A 23650-nucleotide genomic window follows, 5' to 3' on the forward strand; every position below is an offset into this window, starting at 1 on the left:
TTGGACAACAAAAAAGATACTCCATTGGCCGATATTATTAAGAAATATGGACTTAAGACAGAGAGGGAACTAAACGCTCATATTCAAAAAAGATTAAATAATGAAAAGGTAATTAAAACACTTTCAGAGAAAAGCAGTTTACAAGCAAAGAAAATAGTTCAACTCCAACAGATTATGGAAATTATTTCTAATATCCTTAACTTTCCTACAAAGAACGATATTGCTAATACATCAAAACTCGTTATCCAATCTGAAGAAAAAATAGATTCATTGGAAGAAAATATGATGCAGCTTAATAAATCAATTGAGGATGTTAAAAGGCTCCTGATAAAAGAAGAAAAAGAAGGAATTAACCTTCAAGAGGACAAACAAAGAAATGATACTCTCATCCTAATGAAAAATACAAAAAGAAGAAGAGGCTAAAAAGCTAATATTATTGAATTGAAAAGTGGTGGTAAGATGAAAAATAAAAATCAAATATTAGGTATTAATAACATATTCTCTTCTATTGATACCAAAAATTCTAATTTGTCTAGATACTCTATATGGAAAAGGAATAAAGCTACTTTATGGTATTATCCATCTCCAGAAAAGAAATATATTACTCCTATTTTTCTTATATATTCTCTGGTTAACCGACCTGATATCTTGGACCTTCACCCTGGTCTCAGTGTGATCGAATCATTTATATTAAATGGATTTGACGTGTACTTGATTGATTTTGGAACACCTGGGTATGAAGATAAGGATATAACTTTGGATGATTATATTGAAAAGTACATTCAAAAAGGTGTTCAGAGAGCATTGTTACACTCTAATGCTAAAGAAATTACTGTAATAGGTTACTGCCTGGGAGGAACATTAGCTGCAATTTATACAGCAATTGCTAAAGAACCTGTAAAGAACTTAATTTTATACGTAACACCTCTAGATTTTAGCACAGTTCCATCCTTTGATACCTGGGCTAAAGCATTAAGAGAAGACGCTGTGAATTTTGATGAAATTATTACTGTTTTCGGAATCCTGCCGCCTGCATTTGTAAAAGTAGGAATGCGCCTTCTTACCTCACCTGTCTACATTACTCCTTACCTCTCCCTTATCAGCCGTGCAAATGATGAAGCTTATGTACGAAAGTGGCTGAGCTTTAACAGATGGATGAAAAGTTATCTTCCTCTTGTAGGAGCTACAGTTAGAAATCTTATGAATGACTTAGTGAAAGATAATAAACTTGTTAAAGGAAAACTTTTAATAAATGGCAAGAAAGCTAATCTAAAGAATATCACGTGTAATTTACTGGTTATATCTTCAGAGGAAGATCGGCTAGTATCAAAAGAGCAGACATATTCAATTATTGAACTTGCTTCCAGTAAGGATAAAACGTACGCACTAAGCAAATATGGTCATGCCGGCTTTTCAGTGAAAAAGGGACATTTACCTGAGTATATAGATCAATGGCTTCCCCCAAGATCTTAAGTAAGAAAGGAGATTAATTTGGAGAACATGTATCAATATTACGAAACAGATCCATACATTGAATTGACTGGGTTTTCTGGCATCGTATATTACAGTTTCCTTGCTGACCTCAAATTAGCTGCATTAAATAATAAATATGACATTCATTCACTAGCTTTCACTGTTTAAAGAAAATAAAGTACCATTTTACTGCATGTTCAAGGTGTAAGTGTAAATGTTCCATCAGGTGCTTCTACTATTAGATAAGTAAAGTAACACCTTTTAATCCAGGTTTTACTAAAGATCCAATATTTTTAATTAGGAGCGCAACAAACAACCCAATACGCCTAGCTGTTTGCTGCGTTTTCTGAATACTTAAGAAAAGTTAATTAACAATACCATAATGCCATTTACGAGCTTTATCTATTTTACAAATTCTGCTCTCAATGAAGAAGGGAGTCACCGCTTCATAAAGCGTTATTTAATGAAATTTTATTTGAATTGATTCTTTTTTAATAGCATTTGATGCGGGTTTAACTGTCCAGTTTACAAGATTAATAATAAGTATAATCAACTTTCCTCATTAGGAAAACTATCAGCCAGTTTGCGAAAGGCCTCATTATTCAATAAAAATAAGAATTCCCAGTACAACTATTAACAAAGAAAATAAATAGACCAAGTCTTTTGCTGCTATTTTAGTTGTTTGATAATACGTTCGGTGTCTTGTACCCGTAAATCCACGTGCTTCCATTGCTATAGCAATTCGTTCTGATTTTCGTATTCCTTGAGTAAACAGCGGTAAAGAGTACCTCATAAAAGCTTTCCAACTATTTTTTTGCTTATAGCCTCTTACTTTATGAGCAGTCTTCATTTGGTTTAGTTCAGATTGGAATAATGGGATAAAGCGGAACCCTGCTAATAGCCCATACGCCCATTTAGGTGAAAGTTTACATTGATGAATCAAACTCATAATGAACAAAGTTAAGTCTGTTGTAGAGGTGAATAATAATCCATACGTTACAAACCCTAACATACGTAATGCTAAAGTTAAGCCATGATTCATACTCTCTTGGGTAATATGAAACCAGGCCCATTTCCAAATTGTTTCTTGCCCTTCACCAAATGCCGCCATCATCCAAAATACAAGAATAAAAAATCCTAAATAAGGAAAAAGCCTTTTCATAAGGAATGAAATTCGCCATCCGCCTAAAAATATCCCGAGTAATACCGCAAAAAACCATATCAATAAAGTCACTTTTGGATGTGAAATTGTCATCAATATAAACATAATTAAAAAATGGGAAAGTAATTTGCATGAAGGATTTAGAGTAGCGAGAAATGAATGGTTAGCCTTCATAAAAAATACTCTCCTTTCGTGCATGCATCAATTGGTAATGGAGCGGCGGAATTAACGCACTTTTACATAGAAGATTTTGATCAGAAAACAACCGATATGGTGTCCCTTGATAGGTCACTCTCCCTTTGTTGAAGAGAATTACTTTATCTGAAAAATCATCAACTAAATCCATATCGTGAGTCACCATTACAATGGTTGTTCCCTGTTCCTGTCTCTCTTTCAGGCGTTTAATAAGCTCTCTGGCTGTCTTTTCATCCTGACCGAAAGTTGGTTCATCAAGTAATAATAAATTTTGATCAAACAACAACATAGTCGCTACACTTAACCGCCGTTTTTGTCCTAAACTCAATGTAAAAGGGTGAGCATTGTGATAAGATTCCAATCCAAACTCCTGTAGTAATTGGTTCGTTTTTGTATGAATCAGCTCTTCAGGCCAATTTCTTTGTCGGCCGCCAAAGGCAATTTCATCAAATACCGTATCCGTTATAAATTGAAGTTCTGGATTTTGAAAAACAAAGCCCGCTTTTTCATATAATTCTCGATCTGACCATTTTTTCAGTTCAGTATCTTGAAAGTGAATTTCCCCTTTTTTAATTGGCTCCAAGCGAATAAGACTTTTTAAGAAGGTGCTTTTCCCGCTTCCATTTTCACCTACAATCGAAATCCATTCCCCTTTATGGATTTTTATATTAATGTCTCTCACTATTGCCTTCTTCCTATAACCAATTTCAACATTTTCGATGCTGATAAAAATATCCTCTTTTTTGTATTCTTTGGTTTTTGAAATTGACTTCGTTTCTATCATATTTGAAAGTTTGATAGATAACGGGTGTGAGTTATTATGAACAACTTCCATCCATTTTTCCGGAAATAATTTCGGCCTCCAAATACCAGCTTCTTTCATTTGATTATTAAAATTCAGCAGAATCTCTTTCGGCTTCCCATCCCCGATAATACTCCCGCTTTCATTTATGATCACGACCCTATCCATCCATTCGATGCAGCCGTCTAATACATGTTCTACAAAAACCATCGTTTGGTTTGTCTTTTGCGAAATTTGATTCAATAAATCAAATATCTCGTTCCTGCCAGCAGGGTCTAATTGGGCTGTTGGTTCATCAAAGAACAAGACTTCTGGTTCTAATGCTAATAAACAAGCTAATGCCAACCTTTGTTTCATACCACCGGATAATGTTTCAATTGGTGTTTTCTTATCTATCTTTAGCCCTGCTTTATCCATCAAGTCAGAAATCATTTTGTCCATATCGTTTCGCGGAATAGATCGGTTTTCGAGACTAAAAGCAATCTCCTCACCCACATGAAGCATACAAAATTGAGAATCAGGATCTTGAAACATAACGCCGGCATCTTTCCTGAGGAATACTTCACCACTCACTTCTGCCTCAATATGCTCAGGGATAATACCTGCAAGAGCGGAAATCAAAGTAGATTTCCCACTCCCGCTAGGCCCTAGTATTAATACTTTCTCACCTTTATTTATTGATAATGTGATATTGCTTAGTATTTTTTCAGAACGATTATAAAAGCGAATAGATAGATCCTTACATCCCAGAAACATTTCCATTTAAGTGTTCCCTTTTCCTTTTTTCCTTCATAATTTCATATTGTTCTAAAACACCTGTTTTTGCCAGTGAGTCCACGACTGCTTTCGCTAACCAGCCACCGAGAATCATTCCGCTTATCACATGAATTACTAACGTAACAAAAAATACTTCTGTCGTGTAATATCCAAAACCGTTGGCGATTAAGTTATAGATCATGCTTCCAACCGCTGCAAGAGCCCCAGACAGCATTAATGTAAACAGGTTGTAGCGTTTATATCTGAATATCGCGAATGCGATTTCTGAACCAATACCTTGAAAGACGCCAATTAAAAGGGCCGATAGACCAAAATGACTTCCTGTTAATAACTCTACTGCTGCCGCTGCAACCTCTGCAATAAGCGCCGCACCCGGTTTTCGGATAATATACGCTACTATTGGACTGGCAATCACCCAAATCCCAAACATAAATCCTGCGCCCACCGGCCCCACAATAGCGGAAATCGGAATCCAAAGAGTAGACCATCCTAAATAAATAACTCCACAAGCCACCGCTAGAATGACAGCAAGAACTACTTCTTTCATCTTCCAGCTCATCACTTAACTACCTCCATTTTCACAGGCCATTCTTCGAGTTTATAGGCCATATCCCAAAACATATATTCAAGCTGACAACTTATTAAAAAATGTTCTTTCATCTTTTCTTTTTCTCTCTCTGTTGCTTCCTTTGCCCACTCATCTATCCGGTCACAAAATTTGGTTGTAATCGAATCTGTACGATTCCCATAAAAATTTATCCAATCATAAAATGGATGAGAGCGGTCTGGATTAACTTCATTTAATATTCTTTTCCCAATCTCCCAATATGTCCACGGACATGGTAATAAGACAGCTAAAATTTCCCCTAGTGTTCCTTCGTGTGCAACTGTAAGCATATGACGTATGTAATGATGGGAAGATGGTGATAACGGATACCCTTGTAATACTTCATATGGAACTCCCGCTACTTGACAAAAGTTATTATGCGGGTGGATTTCACTTTTTAATATAAATGAAATTTGCTGATTAAACATATCCATATCTTCACGATTCTCACACTTCGAGACCGCTATTCCATAGATTCTGATAAAGGAACTCAAATATTCAAAGTCCTGTTTAACATAATGAATTAATTGTTCCTTTTTTAATTCCCCATTGGCAATTCCTTGGACAAAAGGATGTTCGAAAATCGCATGAAAGATAGGATTTGCTTCTTTTCTTAGTTCTGCTGAAAAACTCATATATTTAGCCCCCTTATTGGTTATAACGGGAAGACACTATAGGGAGCGGCTACTATAAGTTAAATACGAAAAAAACCGCTCCAAAAATGGAGCGGCAGAATAATTGTATATATTCATACACGGACTCCACTTTCCTACGCTAGTATGAACTAGATCAGGTTCAAAGGGTCCAGGATAACTCCTGTCTCAGCCATAAAATGGCTCCCCTAGTGGTCTTCCTATTAATTTAATATTTACTGTACACATGCTTTCTATTAAAGTCAATCAATTTATAATTACAGGATTAGTATGAAACTTTGTTAACTCCATTTGTTAAAGAGCCCTGAAGTTATGATTAGAAGTTTCGGGATAATGAGACACCTTTAATAAGAATCATTTCAAAATCTCCATAAATCCCACAAGAAATTCTTCGATTAATTGGCCTCAATATAATTAAAGAGCGCAATTCTAGCTGTATATTTGCAGCTGACATCAGATTTTACAGCAATCAAAAAGTGCAGTTCTCACTGCTCTCAACATTGATGGCAGAATCTTTACGTGCTTACCTTTTAGTTTTCCTTCGGCAGGAATCAATTTATTATCCACCGTACCACTTTGATTCCATCAGAAATGATCCTGACTCTTTTTTCTGGAATTTGCATAAAATGACATTGGTAATGTGATTAACTAAAATGGAACTGAAGATGAAAAAAAGATGATCCCAAGATTACTGTATACCAATAAAAGCTTTTGTTTTAGAGTTTCATGGATATGCTATAGTATAAGGAATAATATAGAGTGGTGATGAACGATGAAAACATTCTTAAAGCGATTATCTCAACGCAGAGATCAATTAAGCCAGTTAGAGAAACAGGTATTAGACTATATTTTAATAAACCCGAATCTCGTTGTTCAGTCCAATGTGAATGATCTTGCCAAAGAATTATTTGTATCAACCGCAACGATTAGCAGAACTTGTAAACAGTTAGGCTACGAGGGATTCCAAGATTTAAAATACACGTTAAGTAAATATGTTGATTATGATAAAGATGATGAAAATATTATTTCTTCTAATACGATATTGACTCAAATAGATCGAGTAAAAAAAGAAATGGAGCAAACCTTACAGAATCTCAATGAAGAAAAGATTCAAAAAGCTGCAGCGTATATTAAAGAAAGTAATTATGTTGAGTTTTTTGGGGTTGGGGCATCACTTCCAACTTGTGTGGAAGCTGCTAGAAAGCTTACCTTTTCAGGAAGAATCTGCAGTGCACGTGAAGATTGGGATGAACTAAGATGCGTGGCCAATAGTTTATCTGAAAATGATTTAGCCATTTTAGTATCATATAGTGGAGAAACATTACATATACTAGAGTTTGCAAATATATTAAAAGAGAAGAACGTAAAGACAATAGCCGTCGTTGGCCGACGGAATAGCCGGTTGGAACAAGAAGTTGATCTCACTTTTCATGCACATATTACAAACGGATATTATGGCGAATTAGATATGAGTTCGAGATTTCCGTTAAGCATTATTTTGGATTTCATTATCCTGACGTATATGAATCATTAGTACTAAGAGGTTTCTAGTAAATACTAGAAACTTTTTTTTATGAAGGCAAAGGGAACGAAACTTAAAACTTCAATAAAAGAAACCCTTTCAGACTTAATTTTTGAGGTGAGGTAAAGAATATGAGAGGGATTTCAGAACTTCTATACTCTTTTTGTATGTAAGCTCGTTACAAAAAAAGTAACTGTGTACAACAAACATGAAAGCGATTGCAACACAGTACTAATAAAGCTATGCTATACCCGTAAGTTGATAGAAAACTTACATGAGCAGCTAGCTCGCAACCTGACTTTGGAAAAAGGAGAGTCCAGTATGAAAAAGAAAAGCATGAAATCGAATTTTTGGGAGTTTTTTCAAGGCTTAGGGAAAACTTTTATGCTACCTGTGGCACTGTTAGCATTCATGGGATTAATGTTAGGGGTCGGAAGTGCATTTACAAGTCCAACTACGATTGAAACCATCCCCTTTTTAGGAAATCCTATTTTACAAATACTCTTTAGTTTTATGTCTACAATCGGCGGTTTTGCATTCACCTACTTACCAGTATTATTCGCAATGGCCATTCCATTGGGACTTGTAAGGTATGAAAAAGGTGTAGCTGCTTTTTCTGGATTTATCGGTTATGTGATCATGCATTTATCTATTAACTTTTATTTAACTGAAACCAATCAGCTTGCTGAAGCAGAAAAGTTGCGCGAGGCTGGACAAGGAATGGTAATGGGAATTCAAACCTTAGAAATGGGAGTCCTCGGCGGGATTATTGTTGGGGTTATCGTTTATCTCCTGCACAATAAGTTTTACGATATCCAGCTGCCAGACGCATTTGCATTTTTTGGAGGAGCACGCTTTGTTCCAATTATTACTTCTTTGACATTGGCGGTTGTTGGGATTCTGCTTCCGATCATTTGGCCAATATTTGCACTTGGAATTGCAGGAGTAGGGTCAATCATTCAACAATCAGGCGCATTCGGCCCATTTTTATTTGGTGCCGGGGAGAGATTGCTGCTTCCGTTTGGATTACACCATATTCTTGTAGCGATGATTCGTTTTACAGAAGCAGGCGGTACGCAAATTGTTGATGGTCAAACGATATCCGGTGCATTAAATATTTTCTATGCTCAGTTAAAAAGTGGAGAAGCAATTAGTCCTTCCGTAACAGCCTTTTTATCTCAAGGTAAAATGCCATCATTTATGTTTGGATTACCAGCAGTTGCATTAGCGATCTATCATACTGCTCGGCCTGAGAATCGCAAGAAAATTAAAGGGCTATTAATTTCTGGTGTTCTTGCTGCTTTTGTAACCGGAATTACAGAACCTATTGAATTTTTATTCTTGTTCGTTTCACCAGTGTTATATGGAATTCATGTAGTCCTGACAGGATTAGGATTTATGGTTATGTCTTTACTTGGAGTGGTTATTGGCAACACGGATGGCGGTGTATTAGACTTTTTAATCTTCGGGATATTACAAGGCACCTATACTAAATGGTATCTCGTACTCGCAGTAGGGATCGTGTGGTTTGCTGTTTATTACACAGTGTTTCGGTACGCAATTGCAAAATTCAATTTGAAAACTCCTGGACGTGAAGAAGCAACCGAAGAAATTAGTGAAGAAATCATTACTAATAAGAAAAAAGGGAAATATGATGCAGATCGAATTTTAAGTGCGTTAGGCGGAAAAGAAAATATTGAGTCATTAGATAACTGTATTACCCGTTTACGTCTTGTCGTGAAAGATATGGATAAAGTAAATCAACCCGTCTTAAAAGAGTGTGGAGCACTTGGTGTTGTTGTACTTGATGAACATAATGTACAGGTTATTATAGGAACACAAGTAGCATCTGTTAAAACACAATTGGATAAATTAGCATAAAGATGAGGTTTGATTAAAATGAACTATTCATTTGATGAAGTAGTAAATAGATTAGGTACCTATTGTACTCAATGGGACTATATTGAAGATCGATTTGGAGAAAAGGACCTTTTGCCATTCTCTATATCAGATACAGATTTTCTATGCCCGCCCGAAATACTAACGGCAATAAAAAAGCGTGTAGACCATGGGATTTTTGGATATACGAGATGGAATCATCTAGAGTTTAAAGGTGCAATTCAACAATGGTACCTGAAGAGATTTTCTACATCAATTAAAGAGGATTGGATTATATATAGTCCTACAGTTATTTATACGATTTCAAAGCTGATCGAACACATGACAGAAGAGGGGGATCATGTCGTTGTCCAAACTCCGGCGTATGATGCTTTCTTTAAACTAGTAGAAGAAAATAAGCGGGTTTTTTCTGGGAACAAGCTGCTTTATGAAAATAGCTCTTACTTCATTGATTTTCAGGATTTAGAGAAAAAACTTGCTCATCCTCGTGCAAAAGTTTTTCTATTATGCAGTCCTCATAATCCGACTGGACGTGTATGGTCAAAAATAGAATTAAAAAAAATAATTGCTCTATGCAAGAAATATCAGGTTTATGTTATTTCCGATGAGATTCATATGGATATTGTAAGCAAGCCTAATGTGCATATTCCAATTGTAAATGCTGCAGAAAATCTAGATCATGTGTGTATCTGTACGTCAGCCAGCAAAACATTCAATACACCTGGATTAGGAGGATCCTATGCGATTATACCTAATCAAGAATTAAAGGAGCGTTTCCTCATAACCTTGAAGAATATAGATGGACTTTCTTCCACAAGTACTCTAGGTGCAATTGGATTAATGACTGCTTATCTTGACGGTGGTCAATGGGTGGATGAATTAAACGCTTATATTGAAAAAAACATGGAACTAGTGAAGGGATTTCTTGATACCCATATCCCTTCTGCCCATTTAGAAATTCCTGAATCAACCTATTTAGCATGGATTGACATATCTAGGCTGCCATATACTGATGAACAACTGCAAGATGCACTGATTCATCATGGTAAAGTAGCCATAATGCCGGGGGAGATGTACGGAAAAGATGGAAAAGGATTCTTGCGTATGAATGTGGGATGCCCCTCTTCAAAAGTAATCGATGGATTACAGAGATTTAAAAAAGCTTTAGATTATCTTGAAAATAAATATAAATAATTACCTTTAAGAGGAGAATGAAGCGTGTTAACAACAATTTTCACTAAAGAAGCACCAGCAGCAATTGGACCTTACTCTCAAGCAATAAAGTTAGATAAATTACTCTTTACTTCAGGCCAAATCCCAGTTAATCCTAATACAGGAGAAGTAGTAGATGGAGAGGTTACTGAGCAAGCACATCAAGTCATGAAAAATGTTCAAGCTGTTTTAGAAGAAGGCAATGCTTCGTTTAATACTGTGATTAAAACGACTTGTTTTATAACGAATATGGCTGATTTTGCAGACTTCAACAGTGTGTATGAGCAATACTTCACTGAGAATAAGCCGGCACGTTCTTGTGTAGCAGTTAAAGAGCTGCCTAAAGGTGTATTATGTGAAGTCGAAGTTATTGCTTTGGCGGAAGACAACTGACATCAGATCTTTGCTCCATCCAATGAAGGTAAAGGTTACTTCATATATGGAATGCATAATGAAGTAGGTGTAAGCGAAGTTGTTCAGGCTTCGCTTACACCCCTTTTACTAAAGATAATAAGAATTACGCCCTTTAATGGCAATATATTAGATTTAAAATAGGTATTTTTATTGACAAAAAAATTTATTTATGCTATAATTTACCTTTTAAAAATTCCTGTGTATAATAAGATTCTCCTGGCCGGGGAATCTTATTTTTGTTTATACGGGAGGATAATTGTATGAAGCATAATGAGTCCAGTTTAACTTCCATAATAGCAGCTTTTGGTCGAGCCTATCACAGTAAATATGACACACTAAAAATTTTCGATGATTTTATTTTAAAAGATCTCATATCCCAAAAAGAGTTTTCAGACATTAGTGAGAATATGATTCAAGGAATACAGTTTTTCAACAAAGATATTGCTCTAAGGTTTCAAAATGATCCAGATGAAATTTTAAAATGGATTACCCAAGTCCAGCTTTCTCCAACGCCTCTAGCACGAGCTGCGTATTGCGAAAAAGTATTACTTAATGAAGTAATGTTAGGATTAAAACAATATGTCATACTTGGAGCTGGGTTAGATACTTTTTGTTTCCGACATCCAGAATTGAAAAACAGCTTAGAAATATTTGAAGTTGATTATCCAGCTACACAGGATTTCAAAAAGAAAAAGTTGGATAATGCCAATTTTAAAATCCCGAGTAATCTTCATTTCGTTTCTATGGACTTTACCGATAAGTTTTCTTATCAAAATCTAATAGATGAAGGATTCAATAACAAAAAAACTTTCTTTAGCTTATTGGGCGTTTCTTATTATTTAACTAAAGAAGAAAATTCAAGCTTGATAAATAATTTATTTGCTAAAGTCCCATCAGGAAGTTCTATAGTTTTTGATTATGCAGACGAAAAACTCTTTAAAGAAAAAGGTATGTCTAATAGAGTTGAAAATATGGTGAAAATGGCTTCAGTAAGTGGAGAACCAATGAAATCGTGTTTCACTTATTTTGAAATCGAGAATATGTTAGAGAAATCAGGTTTACTAATTTATGAACATTTATCGCCAGCTGCGATAAATGACCTTTTCTTTAGTAATCGGACAGATTATTTGTCTGCATTCGAAACGATTCATTATATCCATGCTATAAAAAAATAATATTTCAGTGAAACAGACTTGCCTCTCAATCTATCCTTAAGGATTGGGAGGTTGTTTATTATTTAAGCTTATTCGCAGTCTAATATGTCTAAAATCATATGCTTTTTTATTGAAATAAACTGCTTATGTTACTTTAAGTTCAAAACTTTACAATCATGGAAGCTGAATGAAATATAGGAAAAATCATAATAGAACTATCCCTTTGAGGAACAATAAATAAAGAGAAATAAAAAGGATACAAACGAGGAGTTTTATGAAAAAGGCCGCAATTTTTTTCCTATGTTTTCTTATCTTAATTCTTCCATCCCAAGTATTTGCTCAACGAAAAGTACCTATTTTAATTTATCATTCGATTGACGAGTTTAATGGGCACGGTTCTAAAGAGTTATATGTAACCCCGAAGAATTTCGAGAAACAAATGATTTATTTACGAGACCATGGCTACACCTTATTAACTTTTGATCGTTGGCAAGACATTTATAAAGTAAACAAACCCATATTCATTACCTTTGATGACGGATACAAAAACAATCTGAATGCATTTGCAATCTTTCAAGAACTGAAAAACGAACGTTTTAAACCAGCTGGTACCATTTTTGTTATTTCTGACTTTATCGGTCGCTCCAACCGATTATCGAAATCGGATATAAAAATAATGGCTGATTCGGGTATAATCTCATTCCAGTCTCATACTGCTACACATCCTGATTTGACGAAAATAAAAAATTATGAATATGAACTTAAAGGGTCCAAAGATAAAATTCAAAAAATTACGGGCAAACCAGTTCATGCTCTTGCGTATCCATACGGTAACTTCAATAACAAAGTCACAGCAGAAACGAAAAAATACTATTTGTTTGGACTAACGACAACTCCTGAACCATTTTCTGAGAAGGGCATTAAAGACGAACTCTATCTTTTACCACGAATCTATATCAAGTATTCAACTACTCTTGATGACTTTGCAAAAATAGTTGACGGAGAATGAAGAAGGGTTCCTTTTGGAACCAAAGGGAACAGTGCATAATATCGTAAAAAACTTGATCAGTGCTTCAGAGGGCAGAAAATCGTGATCAATGGGTAACATATATCACATAATGAAGGCTGGTTATATTAGCGAGCGTATGGATTTATATTCACGGATTTTCAAGAACCCGAGGAAAAAGGGGCACAGGCATAATTACAGGAGAAATACATTGTCACATTGATAATGACTACGAAAATACAAAAACAACTGTCTGTTTCTCAAAATAAGAGACAGGCAGTTGTTTTAATGATTGTTATTTTTTTACTTAATCCCTAACGCACTCTTAATAGCAGCAATTGTTTTTCCTTTATATGTCTTTATTGGTTTAGGAGTAAGAGGCCCCATCAAGGGACCTCTTGTTCATTATTCCATTTGAACCAAGGAATCTGTTTCTTCTCCATCGATATAAGAACCGCTTACCTCATCTCCTTCCTTAAAGTCGCGGCAATAATCTCTTTCTTCTTCAACATTAATAACATCTTCATCCAATATATCTCCTTCTTGCAACCGGATATACAAGCAGCAACTAAAAGAAGGGTCACTGAGACCAATCGTTCACATCTGTTATTACTGCATTTGCAAATGGCCGCACTTCACCTTTTAACTTGCCACAGCCTGACACTATCAAAGTTAGCAATATCAAGGTCAATAATGTTTTCACGTTATACGGACACAGAATTATTTTTATTCTTTTGGGATCCGTAACGAGTGGCCATGATACCGGCGATCAATAAGAATATGAAAGCAAGAGCAAAGAATAACCCGTTCATGATTAAACCAATTACAGATATAGCAATTAATAACCAGCCGGAGATTTTAGACCATTTCCATGCTGTAAATCCAAGAACAATTGCTAGAAAGGATATGAAGAACACCCAGCCACCTGACTCGGCCATGTTTCCATCACCGAACACACCGCCAGCTACACCAACTAAAGCTCCACTAACTACACCACTAATACCGCCAAGGATTGCTAGAATAGGAATCCAAGTTTTCATTATTTAATCTCTCCTGTCGGAACAATCCATTTCACTTCTGCATTTTCTTTAAAAGTGAATGAAGGTTCGTAATAAATTTCATATGTCTCCGTTTCTGGAACATCAAACTCTAGAGCACCTGCTGATTGCTTTCCTTGTTTCAGTTCTCCACCAAACATATTTGCGTCATTGTTGCCGAAGTACATTTCTAATTTATTTCCTTCTTTATCGTAAACTTGGAATTCGCTAGAATCCACAAACCCATTGTCAGATGAATTATTTTTTGCTGATACTTCAATTCGCAAAATTTTCCCTTTTTCTGCAGGCACACCATCGATAGGTTTTCCCCAAGATAATGACTTAATCGTAACTTCCATTCCATCGATTGAAACAGTTTCACCAACCTTATATTCAGTTTTAGCTCCTGCTGCTTCTTTTTTGTTCGATTCATCTGTTTGTTTGTCGCCAGAGCTAGATACTTCCTTAACCTCTGCATCGCCACAACCTGATAGTAAACCGCCGAGTAAAAATGCTGTTGATAAAACTCCGAATACTTTTTTGTTCATTTCTCCTCTCCTCCATTAATTTTTTGGTATTCATCCCGAGAATAATGTTAGAATAAAAATTTCATATTAAGTACATATTTTCCACTTTTCCTAAAAAATTAAAATTCAAACCTTTTTGATAAAAAATGAACACTTTATCATAGTATCCATTAAAAAAAATTATGCGGCACTTCGAGCGAGATTTTTAATGATAGTATGACTATTCGCATAATTTATTAATGTCCCAGAAACGAACAAATATCTTACAAAGAAAAAGCTGTTTAATTTTATAGTATTTGTTTCAAAACCAATTCATTTAAAATTTTTAACTTCGAGCGATTTAATTTAGATATTTTTCGTGTATTTTTAGTGGAAATTAGTCTAAAAGATTGTCTATAACAAAAGGTATAAAAGATGTTAATTTAGTTTATTTATTTATTTAACTTAGTCAGATGTACACTCCTTAATTTTATCCTGTAGACCGCCTAATGTAAAAAGAAGATCCCAACCATTAACTGGTTGAGGATCTTCTTTTTTATGATTAAAAAACCCTTAGTTGCTGCTTTGTCTTTTCAAACTTAAGTCTTGCTTGATAATAAACTTCTATAAGGTTACTTATTTTTAATTTGATTTCTTCTACATTCCCATCACAATTTGAAATTACCTGTTCAATATTGCAGTGAAGGAATTCACTTAGAAGGTTGTTTATTCTTTCGCTGTAAACATTTTTAAAGTATTTTTCAGAACCAAATTCGACTTGTTCCTGCTCTTTTTCAAAAGTGAATAAATGAGGCAGCTCAATTTCTTCAATTGAAACGCTTTTTTCTGTATCCATGCAATCTCCCCCTTCGTAAACAGTACCATTAAGAATATGAAGGGGAAGATATCTTTATAACCTAAGATTTGACTATAGAATTGGAAACTGAAAGATCATAATTCATCTTGATTCTTCACCACAATTTCATTTGGATCAATACCGTTTTTCTTTTTTTTATTTTCAGCCCAATTTTTCACAAAAAATATTATGATAAAAATCCCAGCTAGGAACAGGATTATCCCCAATAAAAGCGGCACTGATATTATGTCCATTGATACCACACCAATCTTTAATTTGTCTATTATCATTGGCTGTTTTACAATTTTCATACAAATGAATGTGAAGTTTTACGAATTCAGATTGTATATGTGACTGCACAGTTTCATCCTGATATGCACTAAAAAAAGCCAACAAGTATATGTCGGCTTCATCCTATTGGGTGGTATGAATGTTTAGGACCTTTCCTTCACACGTATTTCCAACTGTTCAAGTACAATCGGCCAAGCTTCTTTGTGTTGAGTCCTTGACTCATCATCTGGAAACCCTGTGTGTGTAAGACGCAGTTTGGTTCCGACTCCATTTGGTTCAAACTCTACTTTGACAACTGTTTCAGCACCATTTGTTCCCCCAGCCCCAGTAACCCATGTAAGTTCTACAAGCTGGTCTTCCTCAATCCTTAAAAACCTTCCATAATGGGGGTGACGTTTTCCCTCAAATGAAGTCTCAAAGTAGAAAACCGTGTTGATTTCTCCTTGCATGATAACGCTGCCCGGTGCAGCGAACCAGATGTCAAACTGTTTCGTCCATGCTTTGAACAGAACCTCGGGTGATGAATCCATTACTCGTTCTACCGACAAAGAAAATGGTCTTAATGATAGATCAGGAATAGAAATTGACAATTTCATTTTCATCCTCTCGCATTACGTTTATATCTATTATGAGCTTGTAATTTTCAGGCATGTCAAATCAGACTTTATATATTCATTAATCTTCCAGCATGCCTCTCTGACTTCATTCACAAAACGATTTCTTTGCCTGACATAATAAGTTTTTGCAAACAAAAAATCTTCTGATGATATATTAGCCGAGTAGATATTTTTCACTTTTGCTAAACCTGGATATGGGTGAAATGGAAAGGTACTATCAAATTCATACTTGCTGGAATAAGAAAACATTAGTCTATTTAATGTTCCAGCCACTGCTTTTAACATGTTGTTATACGCATCAGCATGTACAATTTCAGTTTCTGAGAGTGTTTTTACTTGTTCTGTCAGTACATTGAGGGATTCATAAATCGGTGTGAAATCAAATTGCTCATCTGAATTCCCATCAATTTCTTCGATGATTTTTCTGCCATTATAGATAAATGCTGTTAGATTAATCGGCAGAGTTTCCAAATTGACTAGTTCATGGACAAGCGAAGCATGCATCTTCGTATCTCTCATTAATAGCTCTAAATCTATTTTGTCATACAAATCTTCCTCTGTATGCCACCACCAATTACCGCCAGGAGTATTATAGACTTTATCCGTTTCAATCGGTTCATACTTAAACTGAATATGAATCGGGACATTCGTCCCCCAAAAGGATTGGTCTGCCCCGCGAGGGAGGTATGCGGAATGATTTGGCTTTTTACCTGTAAAATAAGCGATAATGCTTTCTGGTAACCTTTCATCCTCGATGGAGCTTGACCTTGGAATGACATTGATTCCCCCCATGGTTCCAGGGAAATCCACATTGATGTGTGCCATACATTTTTCATTGATTTCATGCCAAAAATGATCACAATACCATGTAGAGCCTGCATATCTTCCATTTGAATGTCCAGGCCACCATGCCAATTTGATCCCTCGAGTCAAACCTCCTTTTTTATTCGAGAATATCCGTGCCAATTCAAGCAATAAGGCATTCCCGCCAGCATTATCGGTTGCGCCTTTATGCCATGAATCGTAATGACCTGAGACTAAAATGTATTGATCAGCCTTACCTGGTATCGATGCAATCGGTAAACTTACTCGTTTGATTCCAGTCTGTACGGCCGTTTTCACGACAACTTTGATTTCCTCTTTTTGCATCCGTTCCAATAATTTCATACCATCTTGAAAAGTAATCCCAACGACAGGTATTTTTGTTAACTGATCCACATTTTCAATTGTAGGCGTTCCCCATACTGCTCCAACCGTTTCTTCATGGATGACCTTTTCAGGTGATGGCCAAATATGAATTAACCCCCTCGCACCAGCACTTTCAATTTTCTTGACATAATCCTCATAAAAATTCCAGCTGACAACAATCTTCCCTTGTAAATGTGTATAACGATCAATTGGATCCGCACCGTTATGACGTTCTTCACTATAGAAGTCATAAACGGCATTTCCTTCGATGCCTTCTGGACAATGAAGACTAAATGATCGTGATTTTGCCTTTACACTAAAAATATCCGAAGAAATCACATTGACTTCTCCATGTAATGGATCACTGAAATATCCATCAAATTCATATCGATCATAATGCACGCCAAACTTGTTCAGCTGTTCTAAAATATAATCAGCTGCTGCTTCTGCCTCTTTTTCACCACTTAATCTTTCCCATTGGGTCAACGCTTTTACATGCTGATCCAATTGTTCTTTCTCTATCAATTGGATCAGTTCAGCATATTCTGAGGGATTGAATTTATAATTAACCAAATTTCTTCACCCTTTGCTTTCGTACAGAATTCATATTAGACATGTACCAATTTTTAATATTGAATAAAATCTGCAAACAAAACAAATCCAGCCCCAATGACCATCCAAATCAGCAGCAGCGGCCAGAAAAACTTGACCCACTCCTGATATTTAATTTTTGAAACAGCCAAACTTCCCATTAGCATAGCAGAAGTAGGAAGGATACAATTTGATAGGCCGTCTCCTAATTGAAAAATCAAAACCGTCGTTTGTCTTGTTACATTAATTAAATCAGCGAGCGGTACTAAAATTGGCATGGTTGTTGCAGCTTGTCCGGTTCCAGAAGTAATAAAAATGTTCATGATGTTTTGCACAATATAGATCCCTAAAACTTGGATCTGAGTTGGTAAATGAGCAATAGAGGTAAACAAACCATTAACTACAGAATCAATAATAGCTCCCTGCTCTAAGACGACAACAACCCCTTTGGCAATTCCGACGATAAAGGCGCCAAAGGTAATTTCCTTTGCTCCAATAACAAACTCACTGGCAATTTTACTGGGTCCATACTTTGCTAAAAATCCGACAATAATTCCTAATGATAAGAAAAACGCTGCAAGCTCCTCCATCCACCAGCCTTTGCTGGAGACACCCCAAATTAAGACACCGAAACCTGCAGCCACAGCAATGATTGTTAAATAATGAGCTGTTTTTATTTGTGGTAAAGAGGCTATTAAATCTGTTCTTCCCATCCCTTCTTCTTTTTCAAGTTCATAAGAAAAGCTGAGGGAAGGATCTTTTTTCACCTTTTTGGCATAGCGAATAATATAAGCACTTGTAACAGCTAATAAAATGACTAATAATATAACCCGCAGCCACATTCCAGAAAACAATGGAATCTCAGCAATCGATTGGGCAATCCCTACATTAAATGGATTTAAGAGCCCTGCTGTAAAGCCGCTTGCGGCACCTAACATAACCATCGCAGTTCCTGTTACCGCATCATATCCCAACGATCTTGCTATCGCAATTCCGATTGGCACAAACGCCATTACCTCTGCAGACATTCCCATTGTAAAACCGCCGACAGAAAATAAAGCCAGGAAAATAGGGATGACAACGAGCCCGCGATTCATAAAGGCTTTTCCGACCCTTGCTGTTACTGCTTCAATCGTTCCTGTAGAATTAATAATTTGGAACACTCCGCCAATAATAAATATGAAAAAGACTGTATCGCTGGCACTGGTCAGTCCTTGGACAATGGCTAATGGTACGTCGATGATACTTACAGGATCTTGTTCAACGGAATGAAACGTATTTTCAACAACAACGGTGTTGCCCGTTTCTTTATCCTCAACTCGATCAAATTCACCTGCCGGCAATATATACGTTAATAGCGCACAAATTAAAATAATAAAAACAATAATGACAAGTGTATGCGGCATTTTAATAAAGCTTGAAAATTTTGATGGAGGTTTTGATTTAGGTTCGATTGTTGTCTTTGTATTCAATATTAAAACCACCTTTCATAGAGTTTTTTTGGTTTTTACTATTAGGATTTCAACTAGTTCTTACTTAGATTGCTTTTTCTTCTTCCACTCTTCAAATTCTTTTCGGATCGCATGAAAGTAAGCTTGATTGCAGCATACGTCATAAGCTGTCATAGCTAATGTTTTTGCTGCTTTATTTAAGCCCTGCATGCCAGCCTCTGACTTAGCAGCTTCAACAAATTCGGGAGTATGTGTGATCGCATCATCCGTTATTTTGATATATGGATGGATCGCAGCTGTTACCTGTCCGACATTTCCAATGTCAGACGAACCAATTCCTCCTTTTTTGGGCGGTTCGATGACTTCTTCACCTAACAGTTCCAAATTCTCTTTAAATAGGGAGGCTAAAGTTTTATTATTATTTCGTTCCGCATAGACGAGACCCTCTGTTAGTTCGAGCTTTGCACCCACAGCCTCTGCAGCATGGCGAGCAGCTGCGTATACCTTGCGGCGAACAATAGTAAGATCTTCAACGGTCTCAGCTCTAAGTAAAAATTCAGCTTCACAATAGTCCGGTACAACATTTGTTGCTTCTCCGCCTTTTGTGATAATTCCATGAATTCTAACATCATCTTTGAAAAATTGTCTCAATGAGTTTACGGCAACAAAAGTGTTAATAACCGCATCAAGAGCACTAATTCCTTTTTCTGGAGCAGAAGATGCGTGCGCAGATTTTCCAAAATATTTAAATGTTGCATCGACACATGCTAATCCGCCGCGAAGCACCATTGACTGTTTTTGGGGATGGCACATCATTGCTGCATCTACATCATCAAATACCCCGTCTTGAACCATTAAGATTTTGCCTCCGCCTTCTTCTTCAGCAGGTGTGCCTAATACAACAATTTTCCCCTGCAGATTCGGATGAGCAGCCTTTAATGCTAAAGCTGCACCTACCGCAGAAGTTCCAATAATATTATGGCCGCATCCATGGCCGAGTCCTTTTAGGGCATCGTATTCAGCTAATAAGGCAACTGTAGGTCCGCCAGGTTGTCCTTCCCATGTTGCTCTAAACGATGTTTCCAGATTAGCTATTCCTTTTTCAATTGCAAAACCAGCTTTGCTTAAAGGCTCCGTCAACCATTCCATCGCTTGATATTCATGAAAACTAAGTTCAGGATTCGCATGAATCTTTAACGATAATTCACGCAGCTCAAGGTCAAGAGCATCTACTGCAGCCTGAATTGCCTTTTTCCCTTCCATTTCACCGATATTCATAAATATACAACTCCCCCAACATTCAGAAAATTCATGATTTTTTATTCATTTTACTTTCCTCCGATCTATAAGTACACATAATGTTTTTTTGGTTATTTATAAAATTTTTTTATAGTATAAATATACAAGCTCTTAATGCTTTATTAATTACTATTAAAAAATATTAAAAATAAAAAAAGAGAACACCACATGCAGTGTTCTCTTTCTCATTTTTAATATCTTTTCTTTATATAATTTACAATTGTCGAGACTGTCGCTAATTGCAAGGAAGACTCACGATAGATCATCCATGTTCTTCTTTTCAGTTCCTGACCATCTTTAAAAATTAAATCATGACTTGTTAATTCATCCATTTCGTGAATAAATGCCCTTGGTATAATTGCATACCCAAGTCCTTTTTTCACCATTTCTTTACACGTCTCATAACTGTCTACTTGCATGGAAATAAACGGCGGCTGATCGTATCTTTCATCCCACCAGCGATCTATGCTTTTATCTAATGGACTTGATGATACATTTTTATATTTCATTAAAACGGCTGGCTCTTTTCGATTAATCATCGGGTAGTTAGGAAGTTGCTCTAAATCCATTTCATTCTTAGAGATAAGGCATATATTTTCTTCATTAAGAAGATATTTTTGATCTGACCAATTATAATCCCCTTTTACTATAGCAACATCAATTTCCCCTTCTATGAGCAAATCGATCATTTCCGTACTAAAGCCTGTATCCACATTCACATGAACTTTCGGATATTGGTTCATTAAATATTCTAAAATCGAAGGCAATTCGTATAGACCAAAGTTGCTGCTCACGCCTATTTTAAAATTCCCCTGCACTTCATTTCCCATATTCAGTAAGTATTCTTTCGTACTGCGCAAGTCAGTAAGCATTTTTTTCGCATACCCGACTATATATTCACCAGCAGGTGTTATCTTAATGTTTTTCCCATTCTTTGAGAAGATCTGAATCTGAAACTCCTTTTCAATTTGCCGCAAACGGTAGGTCAAAGCTGGCTGCGTCATATAAAAATGTTCTGCAGCTTTTGTTAAATTCGGATCCTTATACAAATACTGCAAGATCAGACAATCCTTCTCATCCAAAACATTCACCTGCCCTATAGTTTATATAGATATTTAATAAGCTATCTTCTATTTAAACATAGAGTGAGGGTGCTGTCTTTACCTTATGGATTTAACCTTGATTCTAGGAATGAATAACTTCTGTGAAAATTTATAGAATCACTTTCCTTGTAAATCTTAACATTTAATCTGCAAATCTCCGCGGGTTACGAAAAGAACCACCTATCAGGTCAATGATAGATGGTTTTTCCATTTATTCCATTTCAGCATTGGCTCTGCAGACATCATTCTCGCCATAACTTAGCTTTGCAAACTCCCCTGTAACCAAGGGCGGGGCCGATAGGGACCGATCGGGATTTGGATCAGGCTGGTTTTTCCTTGATTATTCATCTTATAGATCTCATCACTCAATTTCGCTTCAAATCCTAGTAGTGGATGTCCTCCCATCTTAAGGGCTGACGCCACTAACAGTAATCGCTGCACGAGCATGCCCGCTTCCATTTGCTGAATACGATATCCTCTGTACCCCAGTTCCGATATGAAGTGATCTTTATCGCCTGCCACATGAAAGCAGAGCGGCACTTGGAACAAATTCACATTTCCTGCTGACATTCCGTATTGTAAATTAAGTCGATGATCACCAAGATCTGCCTGTCGTAAAGCATGATCAGCGCTATCATATTGATAAGCACCGTCCGGAATGCCCTCAACATTATTCAGACAGCCATACAGTGATACTCGTGACTCGAGCTTCTTATGCGGTTCATCCAAATCATTACGATACAAGTATGCGGACGTTGCTTCCTGCAGAAGAGTCGAAAGCTTCGATTGACTGACATTACCAAAAATGAAATCCATGTCCGGTGAAAATCGCTTTTGACATACCGACGCCAGATCATACGATAATCGCTTCATATGAGGGAGAGTTACCACTTGACTCTCCACATTCAACTTCTCACGCGTCTTTATTTGCCGAAACGATTGCGTTGATTCCAGCATGGACGCTTCATTCATCTTCGTTAACATCGGAAACGTCTTGATCCTCTGTGATTGGATGTAGTAATTAGTTTGAATCGCTTTCAGTTCCCGGCACAGTTCAGCAGCAGAAACAAGCTCATCTCTGCCGCTCCCATTAGTAAACCAGCTCGTAGGTTCAACTGTCAGCGGGATAACTGCATACACACTCTCCTCTTTTTCAGTTAGTCCAAGCAGATGATTGATCGCCCGATCAAGGTATTGGAAGTACACCCCCGAAGCAAAACCAAACCGTTTTGCTACTTCCAATAACTGTCCAATCAGCACCCCGGCATCTAACCCTTGAAGACGGTAGGCAAAATTATTGTATTTATAGAAGTTTTTCCAAAACATTGTCGACACAAAAACGGTGCCAAAACAAGCAGACACGTCACAGCGATTACCAAGAGCCTTGGCTATATATGAATCGAAATTGCCTTCTCGCAACAGCACCAAGCGATGGTGTGCCACATCATAATGGTAAACTCCAACAGGAAAATCCTCCGTCTTCAGATACACATACAATTCGTTTGGATATAACGCCCCGCCGGAAGGTACAAACCGCCGATACGACTGCATTAGTTCCGGCGCATGATCTTCAGTGGGAAAAGCTGACTGGGAAAATTGAGTAATGCCAAATACGTACCAGAGAAAGTGACTGATTTTCCGAAGGTTAGGCTGTTCTGGTTCTTCCCATTCTTCAAGCGTCAGCGGCACTTCCAGAGATAATGAAAAAACAGGCAAGCCACGGTAAATCTTATACGGAAGCGGTGCATCATCCCAATCCACTTCCCAGTCCGCTGGGCTTGCCTTGTCGATGTCAAAATGCAGATTGTGCAGAAATGTATCGAGACCCATCCTCC

Annotated in this window: 24 protein-coding genes, 1 pseudogene and 1 riboswitch; of the genes and pseudogenes, 10 read left to right on the top strand and 15 right to left on the bottom strand. The window is 36.6% G+C overall.

Annotated elements, in window-relative coordinates:
* From QLQ22_RS20345 to QLQ22_RS20355, 3 genes are read left to right on the top strand one after another with little or no spacing between them, the layout of a single operon-like run.
* Positions 1 to 423 (top strand): hypothetical protein, encoded by a 423-nt coding sequence (locus QLQ22_RS20345; RefSeq protein ID WP_223437557.1) that lies wholly within the window; start codon positions 1 to 3, stop codon positions 421 to 423.
* A 36-nt stretch (positions 424 to 459) separates the two neighbouring features.
* The gene (locus QLQ22_RS20350) at positions 460 to 1473 is read left to right on the top strand and encodes an alpha/beta fold hydrolase (RefSeq protein WP_284015429.1); all 1014 of its coding nucleotides are present in this window, start codon (positions 460 to 462) and stop codon (positions 1471 to 1473) included.
* Between the two features lie 18 nt (positions 1474 to 1491).
* Complete coding sequence (locus tag QLQ22_RS20355; RefSeq protein ID WP_223437560.1) at positions 1492 to 1641, top strand: hypothetical protein; 150 nt, start codon at positions 1492 to 1494, stop codon at positions 1639 to 1641.
* A 430-nt stretch (positions 1642 to 2071) separates the two neighbouring features.
* On the opposite strand, the gene QLQ22_RS20360 is transcribed toward QLQ22_RS20355, so the two are convergent.
* Genes QLQ22_RS20360 through tenA form a run of 4 tightly spaced genes read right to left on the bottom strand, consistent with a single transcriptional unit; the run spans position 2072 to position 5651 of the window.
* Positions 2072 to 2809: an energy-coupling factor transporter transmembrane component T family protein gene (locus tag QLQ22_RS20360; protein ID WP_223437562.1), complete on the bottom strand. Its 738-nt coding sequence runs from the start codon at positions 2807 to 2809 to the stop codon at positions 2072 to 2074.
* Positions 2799 to 4394 carry an ABC transporter ATP-binding protein gene (locus QLQ22_RS20365; RefSeq protein ID WP_223437564.1) on the bottom strand — a complete coding sequence of 532 codons (1596 nt, stop codon included), beginning with the start codon at positions 4392 to 4394 and terminating at the stop codon, positions 2799 to 2801. Before QLQ22_RS20365 ends, QLQ22_RS20360 begins: the two co-directional genes overlap by 11 nt.
* Positions 4372 to 4968 (bottom strand): ECF transporter S component, encoded by a 597-nt coding sequence (locus QLQ22_RS20370; RefSeq protein ID WP_223443630.1) that lies wholly within the window; start codon positions 4966 to 4968, stop codon positions 4372 to 4374. Before QLQ22_RS20370 ends, QLQ22_RS20365 begins: the two co-directional genes overlap by 23 nt.
* Positions 4968 to 5651, bottom strand: a complete 684-nt coding sequence (tenA, locus tag QLQ22_RS20375) for a thiaminase II (RefSeq protein ID WP_223437566.1) — start codon at positions 5649 to 5651, stop codon at positions 4968 to 4970. The genes QLQ22_RS20370 and tenA overlap by 1 nt, the downstream gene beginning before the upstream one ends.
* Before the next feature lie 114 nt (positions 5652 to 5765).
* A riboswitch (TPP riboswitch) is annotated at positions 5766 to 5869 on the bottom strand.
* Positions 5870 to 6441: 572 nt separating this feature from the next.
* Between tenA and QLQ22_RS20380 the strand changes: the two genes are divergently transcribed.
* The 7 genes and pseudogenes from QLQ22_RS20380 to QLQ22_RS25235 all read left to right on the top strand — a co-directional run.
* Positions 6442 to 7203 carry a MurR/RpiR family transcriptional regulator gene (locus QLQ22_RS20380; protein ID WP_284015431.1) on the top strand — a complete coding sequence of 254 codons (762 nt, stop codon included), beginning with the start codon at positions 6442 to 6444 and terminating at the stop codon, positions 7201 to 7203.
* A 309-nt stretch (positions 7204 to 7512) separates the two neighbouring features.
* Complete coding sequence (gene malX / locus QLQ22_RS20385; RefSeq protein ID WP_223437570.1) at positions 7513 to 9072, top strand: maltose/glucose-specific PTS transporter subunit IIBC; 1560 nt, start codon at positions 7513 to 7515, stop codon at positions 9070 to 9072.
* An 18-nt stretch (positions 9073 to 9090) separates the two neighbouring features.
* Positions 9091 to 10284 (top strand): MalY/PatB family protein, encoded by a 1194-nt coding sequence (locus QLQ22_RS20390; RefSeq protein WP_284015432.1) that lies wholly within the window; start codon positions 9091 to 9093, stop codon positions 10282 to 10284.
* Positions 10285 to 10308: 24 nt separating this feature from the next.
* Positions 10309 to 10695 (top strand): RidA family protein, encoded by a 387-nt coding sequence (locus tag QLQ22_RS20395; RefSeq protein ID WP_223437573.1) that lies wholly within the window; start codon positions 10309 to 10311, stop codon positions 10693 to 10695.
* Between the two features lie 281 nt (positions 10696 to 10976).
* A complete protein-coding gene (locus QLQ22_RS20400; RefSeq protein ID WP_223437575.1) occupies positions 10977 to 11891 on the top strand; it encodes a class I SAM-dependent methyltransferase in 915 nt (304 codons plus the stop codon).
* A gap of 253 nt (positions 11892 to 12144) precedes the next feature.
* Positions 12145 to 12879 (top strand): polysaccharide deacetylase family protein, encoded by a 735-nt coding sequence (locus QLQ22_RS20405; protein ID WP_252207311.1) that lies wholly within the window; start codon positions 12145 to 12147, stop codon positions 12877 to 12879.
* Positions 12880 to 13041: 162 nt separating this feature from the next.
* A pseudogene (locus tag QLQ22_RS25235) lies at positions 13042 to 13121 on the top strand (Nif3-like dinuclear metal center hexameric protein); the annotation flags it as partial.
* Positions 13122 to 13281: 160 nt separating this feature from the next.
* Here QLQ22_RS25235 and QLQ22_RS20410 read toward each other — a convergent pair.
* The 11 genes from QLQ22_RS20410 to QLQ22_RS20460 all read right to left on the bottom strand — a co-directional run bounded on the left by QLQ22_RS20410 (position 13282) and on the right by QLQ22_RS20460 (position 23645).
* Positions 13282 to 13407: a hypothetical protein gene (locus tag QLQ22_RS20410; protein ID WP_275976722.1), complete on the bottom strand. Its 126-nt coding sequence runs from the start codon at positions 13405 to 13407 to the stop codon at positions 13282 to 13284.
* Positions 13408 to 13580: 173 nt separating this feature from the next.
* Entirely contained in the window at positions 13581 to 13916 is a 336-nt protein-coding gene (locus tag QLQ22_RS20415; protein ID WP_223437578.1) for a hypothetical protein, read from the bottom strand.
* Positions 13916 to 14461: a DUF4352 domain-containing protein gene (locus tag QLQ22_RS20420; RefSeq protein WP_223437580.1), complete on the bottom strand. Its 546-nt coding sequence runs from the start codon at positions 14459 to 14461 to the stop codon at positions 13916 to 13918. Before QLQ22_RS20420 ends, QLQ22_RS20415 begins: the two co-directional genes overlap by 1 nt.
* Positions 14462 to 14981: 520 nt before the next feature.
* Positions 14982 to 15275 carry a hypothetical protein gene (locus QLQ22_RS20425; protein WP_223437582.1) on the bottom strand — a complete coding sequence of 98 codons (294 nt, stop codon included), beginning with the start codon at positions 15273 to 15275 and terminating at the stop codon, positions 14982 to 14984.
* Positions 15276 to 15370: 95 nt separating this feature from the next.
* Positions 15371 to 15529 (bottom strand): hypothetical protein, encoded by a 159-nt coding sequence (locus QLQ22_RS20430; protein ID WP_284015434.1) that lies wholly within the window; start codon positions 15527 to 15529, stop codon positions 15371 to 15373.
* A gap of 180 nt (positions 15530 to 15709) precedes the next feature.
* Positions 15710 to 16162, bottom strand: coding sequence for an SRPBCC family protein (locus QLQ22_RS20435; RefSeq protein ID WP_284015435.1), 453 nt, complete (start codon positions 16160 to 16162; stop codon positions 15710 to 15712).
* 30 nt (positions 16163 to 16192) lie between these two features.
* Positions 16193 to 17944, bottom strand: a complete 1752-nt coding sequence (locus tag QLQ22_RS20440) for a M28 family peptidase (RefSeq protein ID WP_223437584.1) — start codon at positions 17942 to 17944, stop codon at positions 16193 to 16195.
* Between the two features lie 53 nt (positions 17945 to 17997).
* Positions 17998 to 19434 carry a YfcC family protein gene (locus tag QLQ22_RS20445; protein ID WP_223437585.1) on the bottom strand — a complete coding sequence of 479 codons (1437 nt, stop codon included), beginning with the start codon at positions 19432 to 19434 and terminating at the stop codon, positions 17998 to 18000.
* A gap of 60 nt (positions 19435 to 19494) precedes the next feature.
* A complete protein-coding gene (locus QLQ22_RS20450) occupies positions 19495 to 20691 on the bottom strand; it encodes a M20 family metallopeptidase (protein ID WP_252207312.1) in 1197 nt (398 codons plus the stop codon).
* A gap of 212 nt (positions 20692 to 20903) precedes the next feature.
* On the bottom strand, positions 20904 to 21794 hold the full coding sequence (locus QLQ22_RS20455) for a LysR family transcriptional regulator (RefSeq protein ID WP_223437588.1): 891 nt from the start codon (positions 21792 to 21794) through the stop codon (positions 20904 to 20906).
* 279 nt (positions 21795 to 22073) lie between these two features.
* Entirely contained in the window at positions 22074 to 23645 is a 1572-nt protein-coding gene (locus QLQ22_RS20460) for a SagB family peptide dehydrogenase (protein ID WP_284015436.1), read from the bottom strand.
* Between the last annotated feature and the right edge of the window lie 5 nt (positions 23646 to 23650).

The sequence above is a fragment of the Metabacillus hrfriensis genome (genome assembly GCF_030127205.1).
Lineage (GTDB): Bacteria > Bacillota > Bacilli > Bacillales > Bacillaceae > Bacillus_P > Bacillus_P dongyingensis.

What these genes read in the sequence shown, in the direction of transcription:
- QLQ22_RS20350 (WP_284015429.1), top strand. Translation starts at nt 460, where the DNA reads ATGAAAAATAAAAATCAAATATTAGGTATTAATAACATATTCTCTTCT.
- QLQ22_RS20360 (WP_223437562.1), bottom strand. Translation starts at nt 2,809, where the DNA reads ATGAAGGCTAACCATTCATTTCTCGCTACTCTAAATCCTTCATGCAAA.
- QLQ22_RS20365 (WP_223437564.1), bottom strand. Translation starts at nt 4,394, where the DNA reads ATGGAAATGTTTCTGGGATGTAAGGATCTATCTATTCGCTTTTATAAT.
- QLQ22_RS20370 (WP_223443630.1), bottom strand. Translation starts at nt 4,968, where the DNA reads ATGAGCTGGAAGATGAAAGAAGTAGTTCTTGCTGTCATTCTAGCGGTG.
- tenA (WP_223437566.1), bottom strand. Translation starts at nt 5,651, where the DNA reads ATGAGTTTTTCAGCAGAACTAAGAAAAGAAGCAAATCCTATCTTTCAT.
- QLQ22_RS20380 (WP_284015431.1), top strand. Translation starts at nt 6,442, where the DNA reads ATGAAAACATTCTTAAAGCGATTATCTCAACGCAGAGATCAATTAAGC.
- malX (WP_223437570.1), top strand. Translation starts at nt 7,513, where the DNA reads ATGAAAAAGAAAAGCATGAAATCGAATTTTTGGGAGTTTTTTCAAGGC.
- QLQ22_RS20390 (WP_284015432.1), top strand. Translation starts at nt 9,091, where the DNA reads ATGAACTATTCATTTGATGAAGTAGTAAATAGATTAGGTACCTATTGT.
- QLQ22_RS20400 (WP_223437575.1), top strand. Translation starts at nt 10,977, where the DNA reads ATGAAGCATAATGAGTCCAGTTTAACTTCCATAATAGCAGCTTTTGGT.
- QLQ22_RS20405 (WP_252207311.1), top strand. Translation starts at nt 12,145, where the DNA reads ATGAAAAAGGCCGCAATTTTTTTCCTATGTTTTCTTATCTTAATTCTT.
- QLQ22_RS20415 (WP_223437578.1), bottom strand. Translation starts at nt 13,916, where the DNA reads ATGAAAACTTGGATTCCTATTCTAGCAATCCTTGGCGGTATTAGTGGT.
- QLQ22_RS20420 (WP_223437580.1), bottom strand. Translation starts at nt 14,461, where the DNA reads ATGAACAAAAAAGTATTCGGAGTTTTATCAACAGCATTTTTACTCGGC.
- QLQ22_RS20425 (WP_223437582.1), bottom strand. Translation starts at nt 15,275, where the DNA reads ATGGATACAGAAAAAAGCGTTTCAATTGAAGAAATTGAGCTGCCTCAT.
- QLQ22_RS20430 (WP_284015434.1), bottom strand. Translation starts at nt 15,529, where the DNA reads ATGGACATAATATCAGTGCCGCTTTTATTGGGGATAATCCTGTTCCTA.
- QLQ22_RS20435 (WP_284015435.1), bottom strand. Translation starts at nt 16,162, where the DNA reads ATGAAATTGTCAATTTCTATTCCTGATCTATCATTAAGACCATTTTCT.
- QLQ22_RS20450 (WP_252207312.1), bottom strand. Translation starts at nt 20,691, where the DNA reads ATGAATATCGGTGAAATGGAAGGGAAAAAGGCAATTCAGGCTGCAGTA.
- QLQ22_RS20460 (WP_284015436.1), bottom strand. Translation starts at nt 23,645, where the DNA reads ATGGGTCTCGATACATTTCTGCACAATCTGCATTTTGACATCGACAAG.